Genomic DNA, 16935 nt, shown 5'->3' with positions numbered 1-16935 from the left:
GTCTCTTATGCAATACAAATCCACCGTGCTCGCCGCCTCGATCCTGGCGGCGCTGTGCGCCGTTGGCGGCGTGACCCAAGCGCAGACGATCCGCGTTGCCAACCAGGGCGATGCGCTGTCGCTGGATCCGCACTCGCTGAACGAATCGCTGCAGCTGAGTACGACCAACAATGTCTACGAGACACTGGTCGGCCGCAACAAGGACCTGAGCGTGGCGCCGGTGCTCGCGACCAGCTGGAAACAGACTTCACCTACGGTCTGGCGCTTCGAACTGCGCAAGAACGTGCAGTTCCATGACGGCACGCCCTTCACCGCCGATGACGTGGTTTTCAGTTTTGCGCGCGCTGCTGGCGAAGGCTCGGACCTGAAGTCCAATACCACCGACATCAAGGAAGTGCGGAAGGTAGGCGACCACGTCGTCGAGATCGAAACCAAGGGTCCGTTCCCGATCCTGCCGGACGTCATCACCACGCTCATGATCATGAGCAAGAAGTGGTGCGAAGAAAACAAGGCGACTGTGCCGGTCGATCGCCGCAAGGGCATCGAAAACACGGCGTCTTTCAAGGCCAATGGCACGGGCCCGTTCCGTGTACGTGAGCGCCAGCCGAACGTGCGCACGGTGTTCGTTCGCAATGCGACCTACTGGGGCAAGATCGAAGGCAACGCGCAGGAGATCATCTTCACGCCGATCGCCAATCCTGCCACCCGCGTGGCCGCGCTGGTATCGGGCGAGGTCGACGTGATGGAACCGGTGCCCGTGCAGGACATCGCACGCATCAATGCCAGCCCGACCGCCCGCGTGATCTCCGGCCCCGAGCTGCGCACCATCTTTCTGGGCATGGACCAGAAGCGCGACGAACTGCTGTACTCCAGCGTGAAGGGAAAGAACCCGTTCAAGGACAAGAAGGTACGCCAGGCCTTCTACCAGGCCATCGACATCGCCGGCATCCAGCGTACCGTGATGCGCGGTGCATCGCGTCCGACCGCACTGATGGTCGGCCCCGGTATCAATGGTTGGAACGCCGAGCAGGACAAACGCTTGCCGTACGACGTTGATGCGGCCAAGAAGCTGCTGACCGAAGCGGGCTATCCCAACGGCTTTGAAGTCACGATGAACTGCCCGAACGACCGCTATGTGAACGACGGCCAGATCTGCCAGAGCGTGGCCGCCAACTTGGCGAAGATCGGCGTGAAGATCAACCTCGCGACCGAGACCAAGGGCACCTACTTCCCGAAGATTCTGCGTCGTGACACGAGCTTCTATCTGCTGGGCTGGACGCCAACGACCTACGACTCTCACAACGCATTGACTGCGCTGATGGCTTGCCCCGATGACAAGACAGGTGCCGGCCAGTTCAACCTGGGTGCGTACTGCAATGCCAAGGTCGATGAGTTGACCAAGAAGATTCAGTCGGAAACTGACAAGCCCAAGCGCGATGCGATGATCAAGGAAGCCTTCGCGCTGCATACCGATGACATCGGTCACCTGCCGCTGCATCAGCAGACGCTGGCGTGGGGTGTGAGCAAGAAGGTCGAGTTGACGCAAATGGCTGACAACTACATGCCCTTCAAGTGGATGAGCATCCAGCCGTAACTTGGAGGCACCCCCAGGCTTCGCGCACTGCGTGTCGCTTCTCCTACCCCCACCGGGGGCAACACCTGCGGCCCGGCAGAGCCGGTTCCGTGGTGTCCTTGAAAAGGGGCTCCGTCCCATTTGACCTCACGAATGAAAAACACCATCGCACGCTGGTTCGACAGCGATGTCGGCTACAGCTTTCGCACATCGCCCGTTGCCATGGCGGCAGCGGCGATCGCGTTCGTCTGCATCTTCTGTTCGGTGTTCGCCGGCTGGGTGTCGCCGCACAACCCGGCGGACCTGGCCACGCTGGAATTGAGCGACGCCCGCCTGCCACCCGCCTGGGTGGCCGAGGGCGGGACGCGAAAGTACCTGCTGGGCACGGACGACCAGGGGCGCGACATCCTGTCGGCCGTGATCTATGGGGCGCGCATCTCGCTCGTGGTGGGCGTGGTGTCGGTCGTGCTGTCGGTGGTGGTAGGGGTGCTCTTCGGGCTGCTGGCGGGTTTTCTCGGCGGCTGGCTCGACACCTTCCTCATGCGGGTCTGCGACGTGATGCTGTCCTTTCCACCGATCCTGGTGGCACTGCTGATCTCGGGCGTGGGGCGCGCGCTGTTTCCAAACGCGCATGAGTCTTTGGCCTTTGCAGTGCTCATCGTCTCGATTTCGCTCACGGGGTGGGTGCAATACGCGCGCACCGTGCGCGGCTCCACGCTGGTCGAGCGCAACAAGGAGTACGTGCAGGCTGCGCGCGTGACTGGCGTGGCGCCGTCGCGCATCATGTTGCGCCATGTGCTGCCCAACGTGACCGGGCCGGTGATGGTGCTGGCGACCATCCAGGTGGCGACCTCGATCATCACCGAGGCAACGCTGTCGTTCCTGGGGCTGGGCGTACCGCCGACGTCGCCGTCGCTGGGCACGCTCATCCGCGTGGGCAACGACTACCTGTTTTCGGGCGAATGGTGGATCACCGTGTTCCCCGGCCTGATGCTCGTGCTCATTGCACTCAGCGTGAACCTGCTGGGCGACTGGCTGCGCGACGCAACGAACCCGAGGCTTCGCTGATGTCCACACCCCTGCTCGAAGTCCGCCATCTCGTCGTCGAATTTCCGAGTCGCCACGGCACGCTGCGTGCGCTCGACGACATTTCCTTTTCCATCGCGCCGGGTGAAATCCTGGGCGTGGTGGGCGAGTCGGGCGCCGGCAAATCGCTCACCGGCGCGGCCATCATCGGCCTGCTGGAGCCGCCGGGCCGCGTCGCCGGTGGCGAGATCCTGCTCGACGGCCAGCGCATCGACAACCTGTCGCACGACAAGATGCGCCACATCCGCGGCCGCAAGATCGGCGCGATCTTCCAGGACCCGTTGACGTCGCTGAACCCGCTCTACACAGTGGGCCGGCAGTTGACGGAAACCATCCAGGCGCATCTGCCGGTGAACGCCGCCGAGGCACGCCGCCGTGCCATCGGCCTGCTGCAGGACACCGGCATTCCCGCCGCCGAGCAGCGCATCGATCACTTTCCGCACCAGTTCTCCGGCGGCATGCGCCAGCGCGTGGTGATTGCACTGGCGCTGGCGGCCGAGCCCAAGCTGATCGTGGCCGACGAGCCGACCACCGCGCTGGACGTGTCGATCCAGGCGCAGATCATCCAGCTGCTCAAGCGCATCTGCAAGGAGCGCGGCGCGGCGGTGATGCTCATCACCCACGACATGGGCGTGATCGCCGAGACCTGCGACCGCGTGGCCGTGCTGTATGCCGGCCGGGTCGCCGAAATGGGCCCGGTGCACGAGGTCATCCACCAGCCTGCGCACCCGTACACAGCCGGCCTGATGGCGGCGATTCCGGACATCGAGATCGACCGCGAGCGCCTCAACCAGATCGACGGCGCGATGCCGCGCCTGAATGCGATCCCGCGCGGCTGCGCCTACAACCCGCGCTGCCCGCGCGTGTTCGAGCGCTGCGTGCAGGAGCGTCCCGACCTCATCAACGCAGGCGCCACGCGTGCCGCCTGCTGGCTGCACGATGCGCACGAGCCGCATGTGGCCCTTTCCGGAGTGGGTGCATGAGCGCTTTGGTGGAAGTTCGCGACCTCGCGAAGACCTTCGACGTGTCGCCGCCCTGGCTCAACCGGGTGCTGGAGCGCAAGCCGCGCCAGTTGCTCAACGCCGTGGACGGCGTGAGCTTCGAGATCCAGCGCGGCAAGACGCTGGCGCTGGTGGGCGAATCCGGGTGCGGCAAGAGCACGGTCGCGCGCCTGATGGTGGGGCTGTACTCGCCCACGCGCGGCGACATGCTCTTCGACAACCGCCAGGCGCATGCCGAGTTCAAGACGCCGGCCGGACGCACGTTGCGCCGCCGCATCCAGATGATCTTCCAGGACCCGTATGCGAGCCTGAACCCGCGCTGGATCGTGGAAGACATCATCGGCGAGCCCTTGCGCGAACACGGCATCCTGCAGGCTGGCCCGGCGCTCAAGCAGCGCGTGGGGGAGCTGCTGCAGTCGGTCGGCCTGAGCCCGCTGGACATGTCGAAGTACCCGCACCAGTTCTCGGGCGGCCAGCGCCAGCGCATTTCCATCGCGCGGGCACTCGCCACGCAGCCTGAATTCCTGGTCTGCGATGAACCGACCTCGGCGCTCGACGTGAGCGTCCAGGCACAGGTGCTCAACATCATGAAGGACCTGCAACGCCAGCAGGGCCTGACCTATCTTTTCATCTCGCACAACCTGGCCGTGGTGCGTCACGTGGCCGACGAGGTGGGTGTGATGTACCTGGGCCGCCTGGTCGAGGTGGCCGACAAGCACAAGCTCTTTGCCGCGCCGCAGCACCCGTACACGCGCATGCTGCTCGACGCGATTCCGCAGATGAAGCACACCGGCCGCCAGCGCACGCCGGTGCAGGGTGAGGTGCCCAATCCGCTGAACCCGCCCACCGGCTGCACCTTTCACCCGCGCTGCCCGCACGCCAACGCACGCTGCAAGGCCGAACGTCCGCCGCTGCAGATGCTGCGCGGCGTGAAGGTGGCTTGCCACGCGGTGGAAGAAGGCCGGATCTGAGGGGCGAGAGCTACTGCTCCTCGCCCCAGGCGAAGCCGTCGCGCGCGATCATTGCACTCGACGCGCTCGGGCCCCACGTGCCGGCGGCATAGGGACGCGGGCCACCGTCGGTGGCCCAGCTGTCGATCAGCGGCTCGACCCAGCGCCAGGCTTCTTCCTGCTCATCGCTGCGCACGAAGAGGTTCAGGCGCCCGTCGATGACGTCCAGCAGCAGGCGCTCGTACGCGCCCACACGTTCGCTGCCGAAGCGCTTGTCGAAGTCGAGGTCCAGTTGCACGGGCGCCAGCGGTTGCACGGCGTCGCCGACGGATCGCTTGCGGTTGTTCTGCGCCTGCGCGAGAAGGTGCAGTTCCAGGCCGTCCTTGGGCTGCAGGTTGATCACCAGCTTGTTCACCGCGCCGGCAGGTGCGCGGAAGATCGCATGCGGCGTCGGGCGGAAGTTGATCTCGATGCGCGCGTCCCGCGAGGCCAGGCGCTTGCCGGTGCGGATGTAGAACGGCACGCCGGCCCAGCGCCAGTTGGCGATCTCGGCGCGCAGCGCCACGAAGGTCTCGGTGCGGCTCTGCGGGTCGATGCCCGCTTCGTCCTTGTAGCCCGGTACACGTTCGCCGTAGGCCGTGCCGGAGGTGTACTGGCCGCGCACGGCGTGCAGCCCCAGCGTCTCGGGCGTCCAGGGCTTGAGCGACCGCAGCACCTTGAGCTTTTCGTCGCGCAGCGCATCGGCATGGGCATTGATCGGCGGCTCCATCGCGATGGCGCAGACCAGCTGCAGCGCATGGTTCTGCACCATGTCACGCAGCGCGCCGGTCTGGTCGTAGAAGGCGCCACGCTTCTCCACGCCCAGGTCTTCGGCGATCGTGATCTGGATGTTGGCGATGTGCTCGCGGCGCCAGATCGGTTCGAACAGCGCGTTGCCAAAGCGCATGGCGAACAGGTTCTGCACCGAGGGCTTGCCCAGATAGTGGTCGATGCGAAAGACCTGCTTTTCGTCGAGTACCTTGCCCACCGCCTCGTTGATGGCGCGGTTCGACGCCAAGTCGTGGCCCAGCGGCTTTTCCAGCACGATGCGCGTGCGCGGCGTGTTGAGCCCGGCCGCGGCGATCTGCTCGACCACCTGGGTGAACAGGTTGGGTGCTGTGGCCACGTACATGACCACCGTGTCGGCATTGCGCGCGTTCAGCAGTTCGGCCAGCGCGGCATAGTCCTGCGGCTTGGAAAGGTCCATGCGCAGGTAGTGCAGCATCGAGGCGAACTTCTTGAATTCCTCGGGGTTCGGCCGTTTGGCACCCTCGACCGCGTCGAAGCGCGACTGGATCAGCGCGCGGTACTTGTCGTCGTCGAGGTTGTCGTCTCGCGCCACACCGATGATGCGGCCGCCTTCGGGCAGGCTGCCGTGGCGGAAGGCTTGAAACAGTGCGGGCATCAGCTTGCGCCATGCGAGGTCGCCGGTGCCGCCGAAGAGAACGAGGTCGAAACTCATGGAAAGGAAGATCCGTGATGGGTTGGATGCCGAGGATAAGCCCTCGGCGCCCATGGTAGCGATACGGTGTTGCGCCCTGTCACGCCGCTGGGGGTACGGCTGTGCCGTGAAACAATATGTGGATGAATGTTGTTTTCGATCTGGGTGCCATCGTCTTCGCATGGGAGCCTGCACAGCTCCTGCAGCAGCATCTGCCGGCTCATGCGCCGGACGCGCAGAGCGGTGCGGCGCTGGCGCGCTCAATGTTCCACCATGCCGACTGGAAGGCGTTCGACGGGGGAGTGTGCTCGCTCGATCACACGCTGGAGCGGCTGGCCGCCCGGCTGACGCTGCCGATGGCGCCGTTGCAGGACATGCTCGGCACGCTGGGCGAGCGTCTGGCGCCCATTCCGGAGACCGTCGCCTTGCTCGAGCAACTGTTCGCGCAGCGCGATGCCGGGGCCGACCTGCGCATCTATTACCTGTCGAACATGCCTGCGCCCTATGCGCGCGACCTCGAGCGGCTGCATGGCTTCATGCAGCGCTTCGATGGCGGCGTCTTCTCGGGCGACGTGAAATACATCAAACCCGACCGCGAGATATACGAACTGATGGAGGTGCGCTACGGGCTGGTGCCCGAAGACACCGTGTTCATCGACGATGTGCCGGCCAACGTCGAGGCAGCACGCGGGTCGGGATGGCACGCCATCCACTGCACCCATCCGCCCTCGTTACCCACGCAGCTCGCGCGCTACGTGACGATCGATCCTATCGGCCGGTCAGCATGACCTTGTCGATGTCGAAGCCCAGGCTGCGCGCGTAGTCCAGCTCCAGCCCCAGGCGGCGTTCGTCGAGCACCGGATCGCGCGAGAGGACCCAGAGGTAGTCTCGGTTCGGCGTGCCGACCAGCGCCACCTCGTAGTCGCGGTCCAGCCGGAGGATCCAGTAGTCGCCCCACACCAGCGGCAGCCAGCTCAGCCAGGCGGGTGCAAAGCGCACCTCCAGCCGGCCCGCGCCGGGCTGGCCGGCCACGCGAACGGTGCGCGCCTGACCCACCGATTCGCTGAAGGTCCCATCCGAACGGATGCAGCGGTTGCGCACCTCGATGGTTCCATCCGGCAGCGGCGTGTAGTTGGCCGAGACCGGGCCGGTGCACTTGTCCTGGAAACGGTTGGGCAGCCGTGCCTGTTCGTGCCACATGCCGGCATAGCGCTTCAGGTCGACCGGCGCCACCACCTGCAATGGCGCGCGCATCAGCGGCGCGCCATCCGCAGGGCCGGCGTTGCCCTGTGCGCGGGCAGTCCGCACGCTGCCCAGCGCCACCAGGGTGAGCGCACCGCCGATGCAGAACGCCGTCGCCAACGTGCCGATGGATGCACTGCGGGCATGGTCGTCGAAGGGGTGTTGCGGTGCAGGCGAAGCGGGCGGGGCGGCACGCTGAAAGCGAGATGGCATGGGAAGGTCCTCCGAACGGCGTTCAAAACGCCAGCTTAGCGACCCTGCCCCACAAGGCCCGTCAGTCAGAGACCACACGTTTTGTAGTTTCCCGGCGAGATAATGTTCCCATGAACCAACTCGACGCCCTCCGCCAATGGACCACCGTGGTTGCCGACACCGGCGACTTCCGTCAACTCGCGCAGTTCAAGCCGCAGGATGCGACGACCAATCCGTCGTTGATCCTGAAAGCCGTGCAGAAGCCGGACTACCGGCCGCTGCTCGACGACGGTGTGAAAAAGCACAAGGGCAAGCCCGTCGACGAGGTCATCGACCGCCTGCTGGTGCGTTTCGGCACCGAGATCCTGTCGATCATTCCCGGCCGTGTGTCCACTGAAGTGGACGCACGCCTGAGCTTCGACACCGCTGCCACCGTGGCGCGCGCGGACCGCATCGTCGCGCTCTATCGCGCCGAGGGCATCGACCCTGAAAAGCGCGTCCTCATCAAGATCGCCTCGACCTGGGAAGGCATCCAGGCTGCACGTCAGCTTGAGCAAAAAGGTATTCATACCAACCTCACGCTGTTGTTCTCGTTTGCGCAGGCCGTGGCCTGCGGCAATGCGGGCGTCAAGCTGATCTCGCCCTTCGTGGGCCGCATCTACGACTGGTACAAGAAGTCCGAGGGCGCCAAGTGGGACGAAGCTGCCAACGCCGGCGCGAACGACCCCGGTGTGAAGTCGGTGCGTGAAATCTACGACTACTACAAGCAGAACGGCATCGCCACCGAAGTGATGGGCGCGAGCTTCCGCAACGTGGGTCAGATCGCCGCTCTGGCGGGTTGCGACCTGCTCACCATCAGCCCCGACCTGTTGGCCGAACTCGCTGCCAGCGATGCGCCGCTGAGCCGCGTGCTGGACCCGAACGCCTCGGCTGCAAAGAAAGTCGACAAGGTCGAGCTGGACGAACCGGGCTTCCGTTTTGCGCTCAACGATGACGCCATGTCCACCGAAAAGCTGGCCGAGGGCATCCGTGCCTTCGCCGCCGACGCGGTCAAGCTCGAGAAGCTGATGGAGTCCGTGTGAGTTGCGACCGCACGTCGGCCTGGCGGCAACTCCAGGACCACTACGACAACGCGGGCAGCAACTTCGACGTGCGCCGGGCCTTCGCGGCTGACGCTGGCCGCTTTGAGCGCTTCAGCCAGTCGGCGCCGCACCTCTTCGCCGACCTCTCGAAGAACCTGATCGATGCCCAGAGCGAAGACCTGCTGCTGGCCCTGGCCCGCGAAACGGGGCTCGAGGCGCACCGGGCTGCCATGTTCGCGGGCGAGCACATCAACAACACCGAAGACCGTGCCGTGATGCACTGGCTGCTGCGTGCGCCGGCCGATGCCGACACGCCGCGCCGCGCCGAGCTCGCCCAGGTGCATGAAACGCTCGACGCAATGCTGGCGTACGCCGAGGCGGTGCGTGGCGACCACACCATCACCGACGTGGTCAACATCGGCATCGGTGGCTCCGACCTCGGCCCGCAGATGGCGGTGCTCGCGCTCGGCGATTTCGTGGCACCGGGCAAGCGCTTTCACTTCGTCTCCAACGTCGACGGCCATGAACTCGCCGGCGTGCTCAAGGGGCTGGCGCCCGAACACACGCTGTTCCTGATCGCCTCGAAGACTTTCACGACCGCCGAGACCATGACCAACGCGCAGTCGGCCAAGCGCTGGTTCGCGCAGTCCGGTGGCACCGACATCGCGCGCCACTTCGCGGCGCTGACGACCAACGTGGAGGCCGCGCACGCCTTCGGCATCGACAAGACCTTCGGTTTCTGGGACTGGGTGGGCGGGCGCTATTCGCTCTGGTCGGCGATTGGCCTGCCGATTGCGCTGGCCATCGGCGCCGAGGGCTTTCGGGCCTTTCTCGCTGGCGCCCATGCCATGGACGAACACTTTCGCACCGCGCCGCTCGCGCAGAACCTGCCGGTGCGCCTGGGCCTGCTCGACGTCTGGTATCGCAATTTCCATGGCTTCACCACGCGCAGCATTGCGCCGTACCACAGCGCCCTGAAGCGCGTGCCGGCCTACCTGCAGCAACTGGAGATGGAGAGCAATGGCAAGCAGGTCGGCGCGAACGGCAAGCCGCTGGCTTTCGGCACGTCGCCGGTGCTGTGGGGCGAGCCGGGGACCAACGGCCAGCATGCGTACTTCCAGATGCTGCACCAGGGCACCGACGTCACGCCGCTGGAATTCGTCGCGGTGCGGGACGCCACCCACCAGCTGGAAGGCCATCACACCAAACTGCTGGCCAATGCACTGGCCCAGGCGCAGGCGCTCATGGTCGGCCAAGCCGATGCGGGCGGGCACAAGAACTTTCCGGGCAACCGGCCGAGCACGTTCTTTGTCTTCGAAAAACTCACGCCCGAGGTGCTCGGCGCCTTCCTGGCCCTGTATGAGCATCGCGTGTTCACCAGCGGTGCGGTGTGGGGCATCAACAGCTTCGACCAGTGGGGCGTGGAGTTGGGCAAGGTGCTGGCCCGCGACATCGAGCCGCGGTTGGCCTCGGGCGATGTGGCCGGGCTCGATGGGTCGACGGCGGGCTTGCTGGAACGCCTGCGTCCACGCTGATTCGTCGGTACGCGCAACCAACGGGGTGGCTTCGGCCACCCTTTTTTTTTGGCTCGGTTACATGCTGAATTGCCCCGATAAGGGAATCCACTAGGCAATCGGTGCATGAAAGTATCGAGGTGGCTGGGGCGAGTACCAAACGCGACGCGAGGAGTCTTCAGAATTCGGCCACGGCGATCGGTGGTCGCTGACGACAAGGAGACATTCATGAAGCGTTTCGTTCAAGCCGGCCTGGTTGCCGCACTCGCCGTCGCAGGCCTGGCACATGCCGCGACCGAACTCGTGATTGCGACCGTGAACAACGGTCACATGATCGAGATGCAGAAGCTCACACCCTTCTTCGAGAAGGCCTATCCGGACATCAAGCTCAAGTGGGTGGTGCTCGAAGAAGGCACCTTGCGCCAGCGCGTGACCACGGACATCGCCACCAAGGGTGGCCAGTTCGACGTGATGACCATCGGCCTGTACGAAGCGCCAATCTGGTCGAAGAAGGGCTGGCTGCAGCCGATCGCGACCGATGCCGCCTACGACGTCGACGACCTGCTGCCCGCCATCCGCGCCGGCCTGTCCAATGAAGGCAAGCTCTACGCCGCGCCCTTCTACGGCGAGAGCTCGATGCTCATGTACCGCAAGGACCTGGCCGACAAGGCTGGCTTCAAGATGCCTGCGCAGCCGACCTGGACGCAGGTGAAGGACCTGGCCGCCAAGATGCACGACCCGAAGGCCGGCGTGTACGGCATGTGCCTGCGCGGCAAGCCGGGCTGGGGCGACAACATGGCCTTCCTCACCACGCTGGTCAACACCTACGGCGGCCAGTGGTTCGACATGGGCTGGAAGCCACAGATCGACACCAAGCCCTGGAAAGACGCGATCAGCTTCTACGTCGACCTGATGAAGAACTACGGCCCGCCTGGCGCATCGGCCAACAGCTTCAACGAGAACCTCGCGCTGTTCAACGAGGGCAAGTGCGGCATGTGGGTGGACGCAACCATCGCGGCGTCCTTCATCAGCGATCCGAAACAGTCGAAGGTGGCCGACAAGGTCGCCTTTGCGCAAGCGCCGGTGGCCGTCACGCCCAAGGGTGCCAACTGGCTGTGGACCTGGAACCTGGCCATTCCCTCCAGTTCCACCAAGGCTGCCGCTGCACAGACTTTCGTCAAGTGGGCCACGTCCAAGGACTACATCCAGCTGGTGGCCAAGGAGCAGGGCTGGGCCATGGTGCCGACGGGAACGCGCAAGTCGACCTATGCCAACCCTGAATTCCAGAAGGTCGCGAAGTTCGCCGAGGAAGAGAAGAAGGCCATCGACAGTGCCAACCTCACCGACAGCACGCTGCCCAAGTCGCCATACGTCGGTGTGCAGTACGCGGCGATTCCCGAGTTCCAGGCCATCGGCGTGGCGGTGGGCCAGCAGATGAGCGCGGCGCTGTCGGGCAAGGTCACGGTCGACCAGGCGCTCAAGACCTCGCAGACCGCCGCCGAGCGCGAGATGAAGAAGGCCGGGTACTACAAGTAGGCCCCCCGGCTGCGGCCCGGCGAAGCCGGTGCCGCGGCAATCCTGGAGTCTCCTCTCGACCGTCCTGGGAACAAGCTATGAACCGATTCCTGCCGCGGGTGCTCATGGCGCCTGCCGTGCTCACGCTCGTCGTCTGGATGATCGTGCCGCTGCTCATGACGTTGTACTTTGCCTTCGTCAACTACAACCTGATGCAGCCCGGCGCGCATCCGTTCGTCGGCCTGGAGAACTTCCACTACTTCATCACCGACCCGGACTTCTGGCCGGCGGTGTCGAACACGATGCTGCTCATCGGCAGCGTCATCGGCATCACCGTCGTGCTGGGCGTGCTGCTGGCGCTGCTGGTGAACGAGCCCTTCCCGGGGCGCGGCATCGTGCGGGTGTTGCTGATATCACCGTTCTTCGTCATGCCGGCGGTCAATGCGCTGCTGTGGAAGCACATGATGATGAACCCGATCTACGGCGTGCTGGCCGACCTGTGGCGCGCCTTCGGCGCCACGCCGGTCGACTGGCTGACCGACCTGCCGCTGTTCTCCGTCATCGTCATGGTGGCGTGGCAGTGGCTGCCCTTTGCCTGCCTGATCTTCATCACCTCGCTGCAGTCGCTCGACCGTGAGCAGATGGAAGCCGCACGCATGGACGGTGCCAACGCCGTGCAGCGCTTCGTCTACCTCACGGTGCCGCACCTGGGGCGGCCCATGGCGGTGGTGATCATGATCGAGATGATCTTCCTGCTGAGCGTGTTCGCCGAGATCGCCATCACGACCAATGGCGGGCCAGGCAACGAGAGCACCAACCTGACCTACCTGATCTTCAAGCAGTCGCTGATGAACTTCGACGTGGGCGTGGCGTCCGCGGGTGCGCTGTTCGCCGTGGTGCTGGCCAACATCGTGGCCGTGTTTCTCATTCGCATCGTCGGCAAGAACCTGGACTGAAGGACGCGTGATGCAAAGCAAACTTCTCATCACCGGCGTGCGCACGGTTGGCGCCTGGGCTGCGGCACTGCTGCTGTTCTTTCCGCTGGGCTGGCTGTTCCTGACCGCTTTCAAGACCGAACTGCAGGCGATCCATGTGCCGCCGCTGTTCATCTTCGAGCCGACGCTGGCCAACTTCAGCGAGGTGCAGCGCCGCAGCGACTACCTGCTGTTCGCACGCAACTCGCTGGTCACCGCGCTGGGCTCGACGCTCATCGGCCTCCTGATCGCCGCGCCGGCCGCGTACTCGATGGCCTTCTTTCGCACGCGGCGCACACGCGACATCCTGATGTGGATGCTGTCCACCAAGATGATGCCGGCGGTGGGCGCGCTCATGCCTATCTATGTGCTGGCGCAGACCGCCGGTCTGCTGGATTCGCTCACTGTGCTCACCGTGGTGTTCACGCTGTCGAACCTGCCGATCATGGTCTGGATGCTCTATTCGAGCTACAAGGACATTCCGCATGAGATTCTCGAAGCGGCCCGCATGGATGGCGCCAGCCTCTGGACCGAGTTTCGCCACGTGGTGCTGCCGCTGTCGGTGGGCGGCCTGGCATCGACCGGTCTGCTGTGCCTGGTGCTGAGCTGGAACGAATCGTTCTGGGCGCTCAACCTGAGCTCGGCCAAGGCCGGCACGCTCGCCACGCTGATTGCGTCCTACGCCAGCCCTGAAGGCCTGTTCTGGGCCAAGCTGTCCGCGGCCTCGCTGATGGCCATCGCACCCATCGTTGTGTTCGGCTGGTTCAGCCAGAAGCAACTGGTGCAAGGCTTGACCTTCGGCGCCGTGAAATGAGTACGCCCCCAGTCTTCGCGCACTTCGTGTCGCTGCGCCTACCCCCTCGCGGGGGCGCTGCCGGCGGCCCGGCAAAGCCGGTTCCGTGGCAGCCCTGGCATGTTCCTCGTGGCGTGCTGCAGATCAACGATCAGATTTCAAGGAGTCACTGAATGGCCTACCTCCAACTCAAGGACATCACCAAGAGCTTCGGCGATGCGCAGATCATCCGTGGCGTCGACCTGGAAATCCGCAAGGGCGAGTTCATCGTCTTCGTCGGCCCCTCGGGCTGCGGCAAGTCGACGCTGCTGCGGCTTATCGCCGGGCTGGAGCCGACCACCAGCGGCAGCCTGCTGCTCGACGGCCGCGACATCACGCACACGCCTTCGGGCAAGCGCGATCTGGCCATGGTGTTCCAGAGCTACGCGCTCTATCCGCACATGAGCGTGTACGACAACATGTCGTTCGCGCTCAAGCTGGCGGGCGTCGGCAAGGACGAGATCCGCAGGAAGGTCGACCACGCCGCGCAGACGCTCAACCTCACGCAATACCTCGACCGCACGCCCAAGGAACTGTCGGGCGGCCAGCGTCAGCGCGTGGCCATCGGCCGTGCGATCGTGCGTGCGCCCAAGGTCTTCCTGTTCGACGAGCCGCTGTCCAACCTGGATGCGGCCTTGCGCGGCAACACGCGCGTGGAGATCCACAAGCTGCACCGCGCGCTCGGCGCCACCACCATCTACGTGACGCACGACCAGGTCGAGGCGATGACGCTGGCCGATCGCGTGGTGGTGCTCAAGGACGGGCTGATCGAGCAGGTCGGCACGCCGCTCGAGCTCTACGACCGCCCGGCCAACCGCTTCGTGGCGCAGTTCATCGGCATGCCGTCGATGAACATGGTGCCTGCGCGCTCGATCCCGCAATTCGCGACCCAGTCGGGTGGCCGCGTGCCCGACGACGGCTTCCTGGGCGTGCGCCCCGAGGGCCTGCGCGTGCATCCAGGCCATGGTGCCGGCGTGCCGGGCCGGGTCGAGCTGATCGAGGCGCTCGGCGCCGACACGCTGATCCACGTCGACGTGGGCGGCATCGCGCTGATCGCACGCCAGAACGAACGCACGCCGTTGCAGGCCGGCGACGACGTGGGCGTCGAGCTCGATGCGTCGGTGCTGCATCTGTTCAACCGCGAAGGCCGCACCGTCGGCGCGCCATGACCCGTTTCCTTCTGGAGCTTTCGACGTGACTTCCTCTTTGGTACCCGCCGCCGATGCCAGCGGTCCGTTCGTCAACCTGCACCTTGGACTGGGCGCCTTCCACCGCGCGCACCAGGCCGTCTACCTGCAGGCGCTGCACGACGTCGGCGACACGCGCTGGTCGCTGGTCGGCGCGAACATCCGGCCCGACATGGCCGCGGTCATCGCTGCGCTGCAGGCGCAGGACGGCCAATACACGCTCGAAACGGTGTCGCCCGACGGCGAGTACCGCTACGAGCGGATCAAGGCGATCCGCAAGGTGCTGGCGTACGACCCCGGCCTGCGCGAGGTGATCGCCTGCGGTGCCGACCCTGCCACGCGCATCGTGTCTTTCACCGTGACCGAAGCCGGCTACTACCTCGACGCGCAACACCGGCTCGACCTGTCTTCAGGCGAACTGGCTGACGACATGGCGCGCGCGCGGCGTGGCGAGGCAGGCCAGACGATCTACGGCGCGGTCTGCGCCATCCTGCGTGCGCGGCATGCCGCCGACGCTGGCCCGATCACGCTTTTGAACTGCGACAACTTGCGCCACAACGGCGAGCGCTTTCGCGGCGGGCTGCTGGAGTTCATAGAGCGCACCGGCGATCTGGCGTTGCGTGACTGGGCGCGTGACCACACCACCAGCCCGAACGCAATGGTCGATCGCATCACGCCACGTTCGCCCGCGGACCTGCCGGCGCGCGTGCAGGCCGCCACCGGGTGGGCCGACGCCGCGCCCATCACGGCCGAGCGCTTCATCCAGTGGGTGATCGAGGACGATTTCATCGCGGGCCGCCCGGCATGGGAGCGCGTGGGCGTGCAACTGGTCGATTCGGTGCAGCCCTATGAAGAGGCCAAGATCCGCCTGCTCAACGCCACGCACAGTTGCATCGCCTGGGCAGGAACGCTGATCGGCCTGCAGTTCATCCACGAGGGCACGCACACGCCCGCCATCCGGTCGATGGCGTTCGACTACGTGACCGACGACGTCATCCCTTGCCTGGCCATGCCCGGCGCGCAGAGCCCGCTCGACCTGCCGGCCTACCGCGACGTGGTGCTCGAACGCTTCGGCAACCCGGCCATCCGCGACACCAACCAGCGCGTGGCGATGGACGGCTTCTCCAAGATCCCCGGCTTCATCGCGCCCACGGTGCACGAACGCCTGCAGCGCAACGAAAGCATCGACAGCGTGGCCATGTTGCCGGCGCTGTTCCTGGCGTTCCTGCAGCGCTGGCACCGCGGTGCGCTGAGCTACACGTACCACGACCAAGGCATGGACGAAGCGGTGGCGCATGCCATCTGCGAGGCAGACGATCCGGTGGCTGCCCTGTGTGCCGATCCCGTCCTGTGGGGCGGCCTTGCGGGCGACGTGCGGCTGACCGAGGCGGTGCGCCGGGCCGCGCAGCGCGTGGATGCCTTCGTGGCCACCGCTGGAACCACCTCCCAATCCTGAACAACGAAGAAGGACACCCATGCAACTCCAGACTTCAACCGGCGCGCCCGCTGCAACCGCGACCCAGGGCCGCCTGGCCGGCCGCCATGTGCTGCTGACCGGTGCCGGCGGTGGCATCGGCCTGGCGATCGCGCGGGCCTGCATCGCCGAGGGCGCGCGCTGCAGCGTGGTCGATCGTGCGCCGTCGGCGCCCGAGGCCGTGCAGGCGCTGGTGGCCGCCCGGCCGGGCACGTTGGCGTACATTGCCGCCGACGTGACCGACCTGGCGGACATCGCACGCCTGGTGTCCGAGGCGCAGGCCCACTTCGGCCCCATCCACACGCTGGTCAACAACGCCGCAGTGTTCGATATGGCGCCGCTGCTGGACGCTGACACCGCATCGTTCGACCTGCTCTTCGCCGTCAACGTCAAAGGCATGTTCTTCGTGATGCAGGCCGTGCTGCGGCACATGGTGGAAGCTGGCACGCCGGGTGCATCGGTGGTCAACCTGGCCTCGCAGGCCGGGCGCCGCGGCGAGGCGCTGGTCGCCCACTATTGCGCAACCAAGGCGGCCGTCATCAGCTATACGCAGAGCGCCGCGCTGGCCATGGCGCCCCACGGCATCCGCGTCAACGGCATCTCGCCGGGCGTGGTCGATACGCCCATGTGGGCCAACGTCGACGCGTTGTTCGCCAAGTACGAAAACCTGCCCATCGGCGAGAAAAAGCGCCAGGTCGGCCTGGCGGTGCCGCTCGGGCGCATGGGCACACCCGACGACATGGCGGGCGCGGTGGTCTTCCTGGCGAGCGACGAGGCCCGCTACATCACGGCGCAGACACTGAACGTCGACGGTGGTAGTGTCATGAGCTGAC

Annotated in this window: 15 protein-coding genes; 13 read left to right on the top strand and 2 right to left on the bottom strand. The window is 65.7% G+C overall.

All coding sequences use genetic code 11. From position 1 onward, the window contains the following. Positions 1–7: 7 nt before the first annotated feature. The 4 genes from J2W36_RS14095 (at position 8) to J2W36_RS14080 (ending at position 4631) form a co-directional block, all read left to right on the top strand. Positions 8–1594 carry an ABC transporter substrate-binding protein gene (locus tag J2W36_RS14095; RefSeq protein ID WP_307690372.1) on the top strand — a complete coding sequence of 529 codons (1587 nt, stop codon included), beginning with the start codon at positions 8–10 and terminating at the stop codon, positions 1592–1594. Positions 1595–1726: 132 nt separating this feature from the next. After that, positions 1727–2641 carry an ABC transporter permease gene (locus tag J2W36_RS14090; protein ID WP_307690371.1) on the top strand — a complete coding sequence of 305 codons (915 nt, stop codon included), beginning with the start codon at positions 1727–1729 and terminating at the stop codon, positions 2639–2641. Then, positions 2641–3642 (top strand): ABC transporter ATP-binding protein, encoded by a 1002-nt coding sequence (locus tag J2W36_RS14085; protein ID WP_307690370.1) that lies wholly within the window; start codon positions 2641–2643, stop codon positions 3640–3642. The genes J2W36_RS14090 and J2W36_RS14085 overlap by 1 nt, the downstream gene beginning before the upstream one ends. Next, a complete protein-coding gene (locus tag J2W36_RS14080; RefSeq protein ID WP_307690369.1) occupies positions 3639–4631 on the top strand; it encodes an ABC transporter ATP-binding protein in 993 nt (330 codons plus the stop codon). The genes J2W36_RS14085 and J2W36_RS14080 overlap by 4 nt, the downstream gene beginning before the upstream one ends. 10 nt (positions 4632–4641) lie before the next feature. Here J2W36_RS14080 and zwf read toward each other — a convergent pair whose 3' ends face one another. Next, positions 4642–6111: a glucose-6-phosphate dehydrogenase gene (gene zwf / locus J2W36_RS14075; protein WP_307690368.1), complete on the bottom strand. Its 1470-nt coding sequence runs from the start codon at positions 6109–6111 to the stop codon at positions 4642–4644. Positions 6112–6233: 122 nt separating this feature from the next. Here zwf and J2W36_RS14070 point away from each other — a divergent pair, with 122 nt between their 5' ends. Next, positions 6234–6878 (top strand): HAD family hydrolase, encoded by a 645-nt coding sequence (locus J2W36_RS14070; RefSeq protein WP_307690367.1) that lies wholly within the window; start codon positions 6234–6236, stop codon positions 6876–6878. Here the strand turns inward: J2W36_RS14070 and J2W36_RS14065 are convergent. Then, positions 6859–7545, bottom strand: coding sequence for a lipocalin family protein (locus tag J2W36_RS14065; protein ID WP_307690366.1), 687 nt, complete (start codon positions 7543–7545; stop codon positions 6859–6861). The genes J2W36_RS14070 and J2W36_RS14065 overlap by 20 nt on opposite strands. Before the next feature lie 110 nt (positions 7546–7655). On the opposite strand from J2W36_RS14065, the gene tal reads away from it, so the two are divergent. The 8 genes from tal to J2W36_RS14025 all read left to right on the top strand — a co-directional run bounded on the left by tal (position 7656) and on the right by J2W36_RS14025 (position 16934). Further along, the gene (tal, locus tag J2W36_RS14060; protein ID WP_307690365.1) at positions 7656–8606 is read left to right on the top strand and encodes a transaldolase; all 951 of its coding nucleotides are present in this window, start codon (positions 7656–7658) and stop codon (positions 8604–8606) included. Beyond that, positions 8603–10141 (top strand): glucose-6-phosphate isomerase, encoded by a 1539-nt coding sequence (gene pgi, locus J2W36_RS14055; protein WP_307690364.1) that lies wholly within the window; start codon positions 8603–8605, stop codon positions 10139–10141. The genes tal and pgi overlap by 4 nt, the downstream gene beginning before the upstream one ends. Before the next feature lie 207 nt (positions 10142–10348). After that, on the top strand, positions 10349–11656 hold the full coding sequence (locus J2W36_RS14050; protein ID WP_307690363.1) for an ABC transporter substrate-binding protein: 1308 nt from the start codon (positions 10349–10351) through the stop codon (positions 11654–11656). A gap of 77 nt (positions 11657–11733) precedes the next feature. Then, positions 11734–12591 carry a carbohydrate ABC transporter permease gene (locus J2W36_RS14045; RefSeq protein ID WP_307690362.1) on the top strand — a complete coding sequence of 286 codons (858 nt, stop codon included), beginning with the start codon at positions 11734–11736 and terminating at the stop codon, positions 12589–12591. Between the two features lie 10 nt (positions 12592–12601). Continuing rightward, positions 12602–13423, top strand: coding sequence for a carbohydrate ABC transporter permease (locus tag J2W36_RS14040; protein WP_307690361.1), 822 nt, complete (start codon positions 12602–12604; stop codon positions 13421–13423). Positions 13424–13575: 152 nt separating this feature from the next. Next, positions 13576–14610 (top strand): ABC transporter ATP-binding protein, encoded by a 1035-nt coding sequence (locus tag J2W36_RS14035; protein WP_307690360.1) that lies wholly within the window; start codon positions 13576–13578, stop codon positions 14608–14610. A gap of 25 nt (positions 14611–14635) precedes the next feature. Further along, positions 14636–16084, top strand: a complete 1449-nt coding sequence (gene dalD / locus J2W36_RS14030; RefSeq protein WP_307690359.1) for a D-arabinitol 4-dehydrogenase — start codon at positions 14636–14638, stop codon at positions 16082–16084. Positions 16085–16103: 19 nt separating this feature from the next. Beyond that, on the top strand, positions 16104–16934 hold the full coding sequence (locus J2W36_RS14025) for an L-iditol 2-dehydrogenase (protein WP_307690358.1): 831 nt from the start codon (positions 16104–16106) through the stop codon (positions 16932–16934). The last annotated feature ends 1 nt before the right edge of the window (position 16935 follow it).

The organism is Variovorax ginsengisoli, from assembly GCF_030811835.1.
GTDB lineage: Bacteria > Pseudomonadota > Gammaproteobacteria > Burkholderiales > Burkholderiaceae_C > Variovorax > Variovorax ginsengisoli_C.
The sequence above is the reverse complement of the archived record's forward strand: the minus strand, read 5'-3'. Positions and strand labels throughout refer to the sequence as shown.

Bases quoted from the DNA above. Each gene is read 5' to 3' on its own strand.
- J2W36_RS14025 (WP_307690358.1), top strand. From the start codon at position 16,104: ATGCAACTCCAGACTTCAACCGGCGCGCCCGCTGCAACCGCGACCCAG.
- J2W36_RS14090 (WP_307690371.1), top strand. From the start codon at position 1,727: ATGAAAAACACCATCGCACGCTGGTTCGACAGCGATGTCGGCTACAGC.
- J2W36_RS14080 (WP_307690369.1), top strand. From the start codon at position 3,639: ATGAGCGCTTTGGTGGAAGTTCGCGACCTCGCGAAGACCTTCGACGTG.
- J2W36_RS14070 (WP_307690367.1), top strand. From the start codon at position 6,234: ATGAATGTTGTTTTCGATCTGGGTGCCATCGTCTTCGCATGGGAGCCT.
- zwf (WP_307690368.1), bottom strand. From the start codon at position 6,111: ATGAGTTTCGACCTCGTTCTCTTCGGCGGCACCGGCGACCTCGCATGG.
- J2W36_RS14040 (WP_307690361.1), top strand. From the start codon at position 12,602: ATGCAAAGCAAACTTCTCATCACCGGCGTGCGCACGGTTGGCGCCTGG.
- J2W36_RS14065 (WP_307690366.1), bottom strand. From the start codon at position 7,545: ATGCCATCTCGCTTTCAGCGTGCCGCCCCGCCCGCTTCGCCTGCACCG.
- J2W36_RS14085 (WP_307690370.1), top strand. From the start codon at position 2,641: ATGTCCACACCCCTGCTCGAAGTCCGCCATCTCGTCGTCGAATTTCCG.
- tal (WP_307690365.1), top strand. From the start codon at position 7,656: ATGAACCAACTCGACGCCCTCCGCCAATGGACCACCGTGGTTGCCGAC.
- J2W36_RS14050 (WP_307690363.1), top strand. From the start codon at position 10,349: ATGAAGCGTTTCGTTCAAGCCGGCCTGGTTGCCGCACTCGCCGTCGCA.
- J2W36_RS14095 (WP_307690372.1), top strand. From the start codon at position 8: ATGCAATACAAATCCACCGTGCTCGCCGCCTCGATCCTGGCGGCGCTG.
- J2W36_RS14035 (WP_307690360.1), top strand. From the start codon at position 13,576: ATGGCCTACCTCCAACTCAAGGACATCACCAAGAGCTTCGGCGATGCG.
- J2W36_RS14045 (WP_307690362.1), top strand. From the start codon at position 11,734: ATGAACCGATTCCTGCCGCGGGTGCTCATGGCGCCTGCCGTGCTCACG.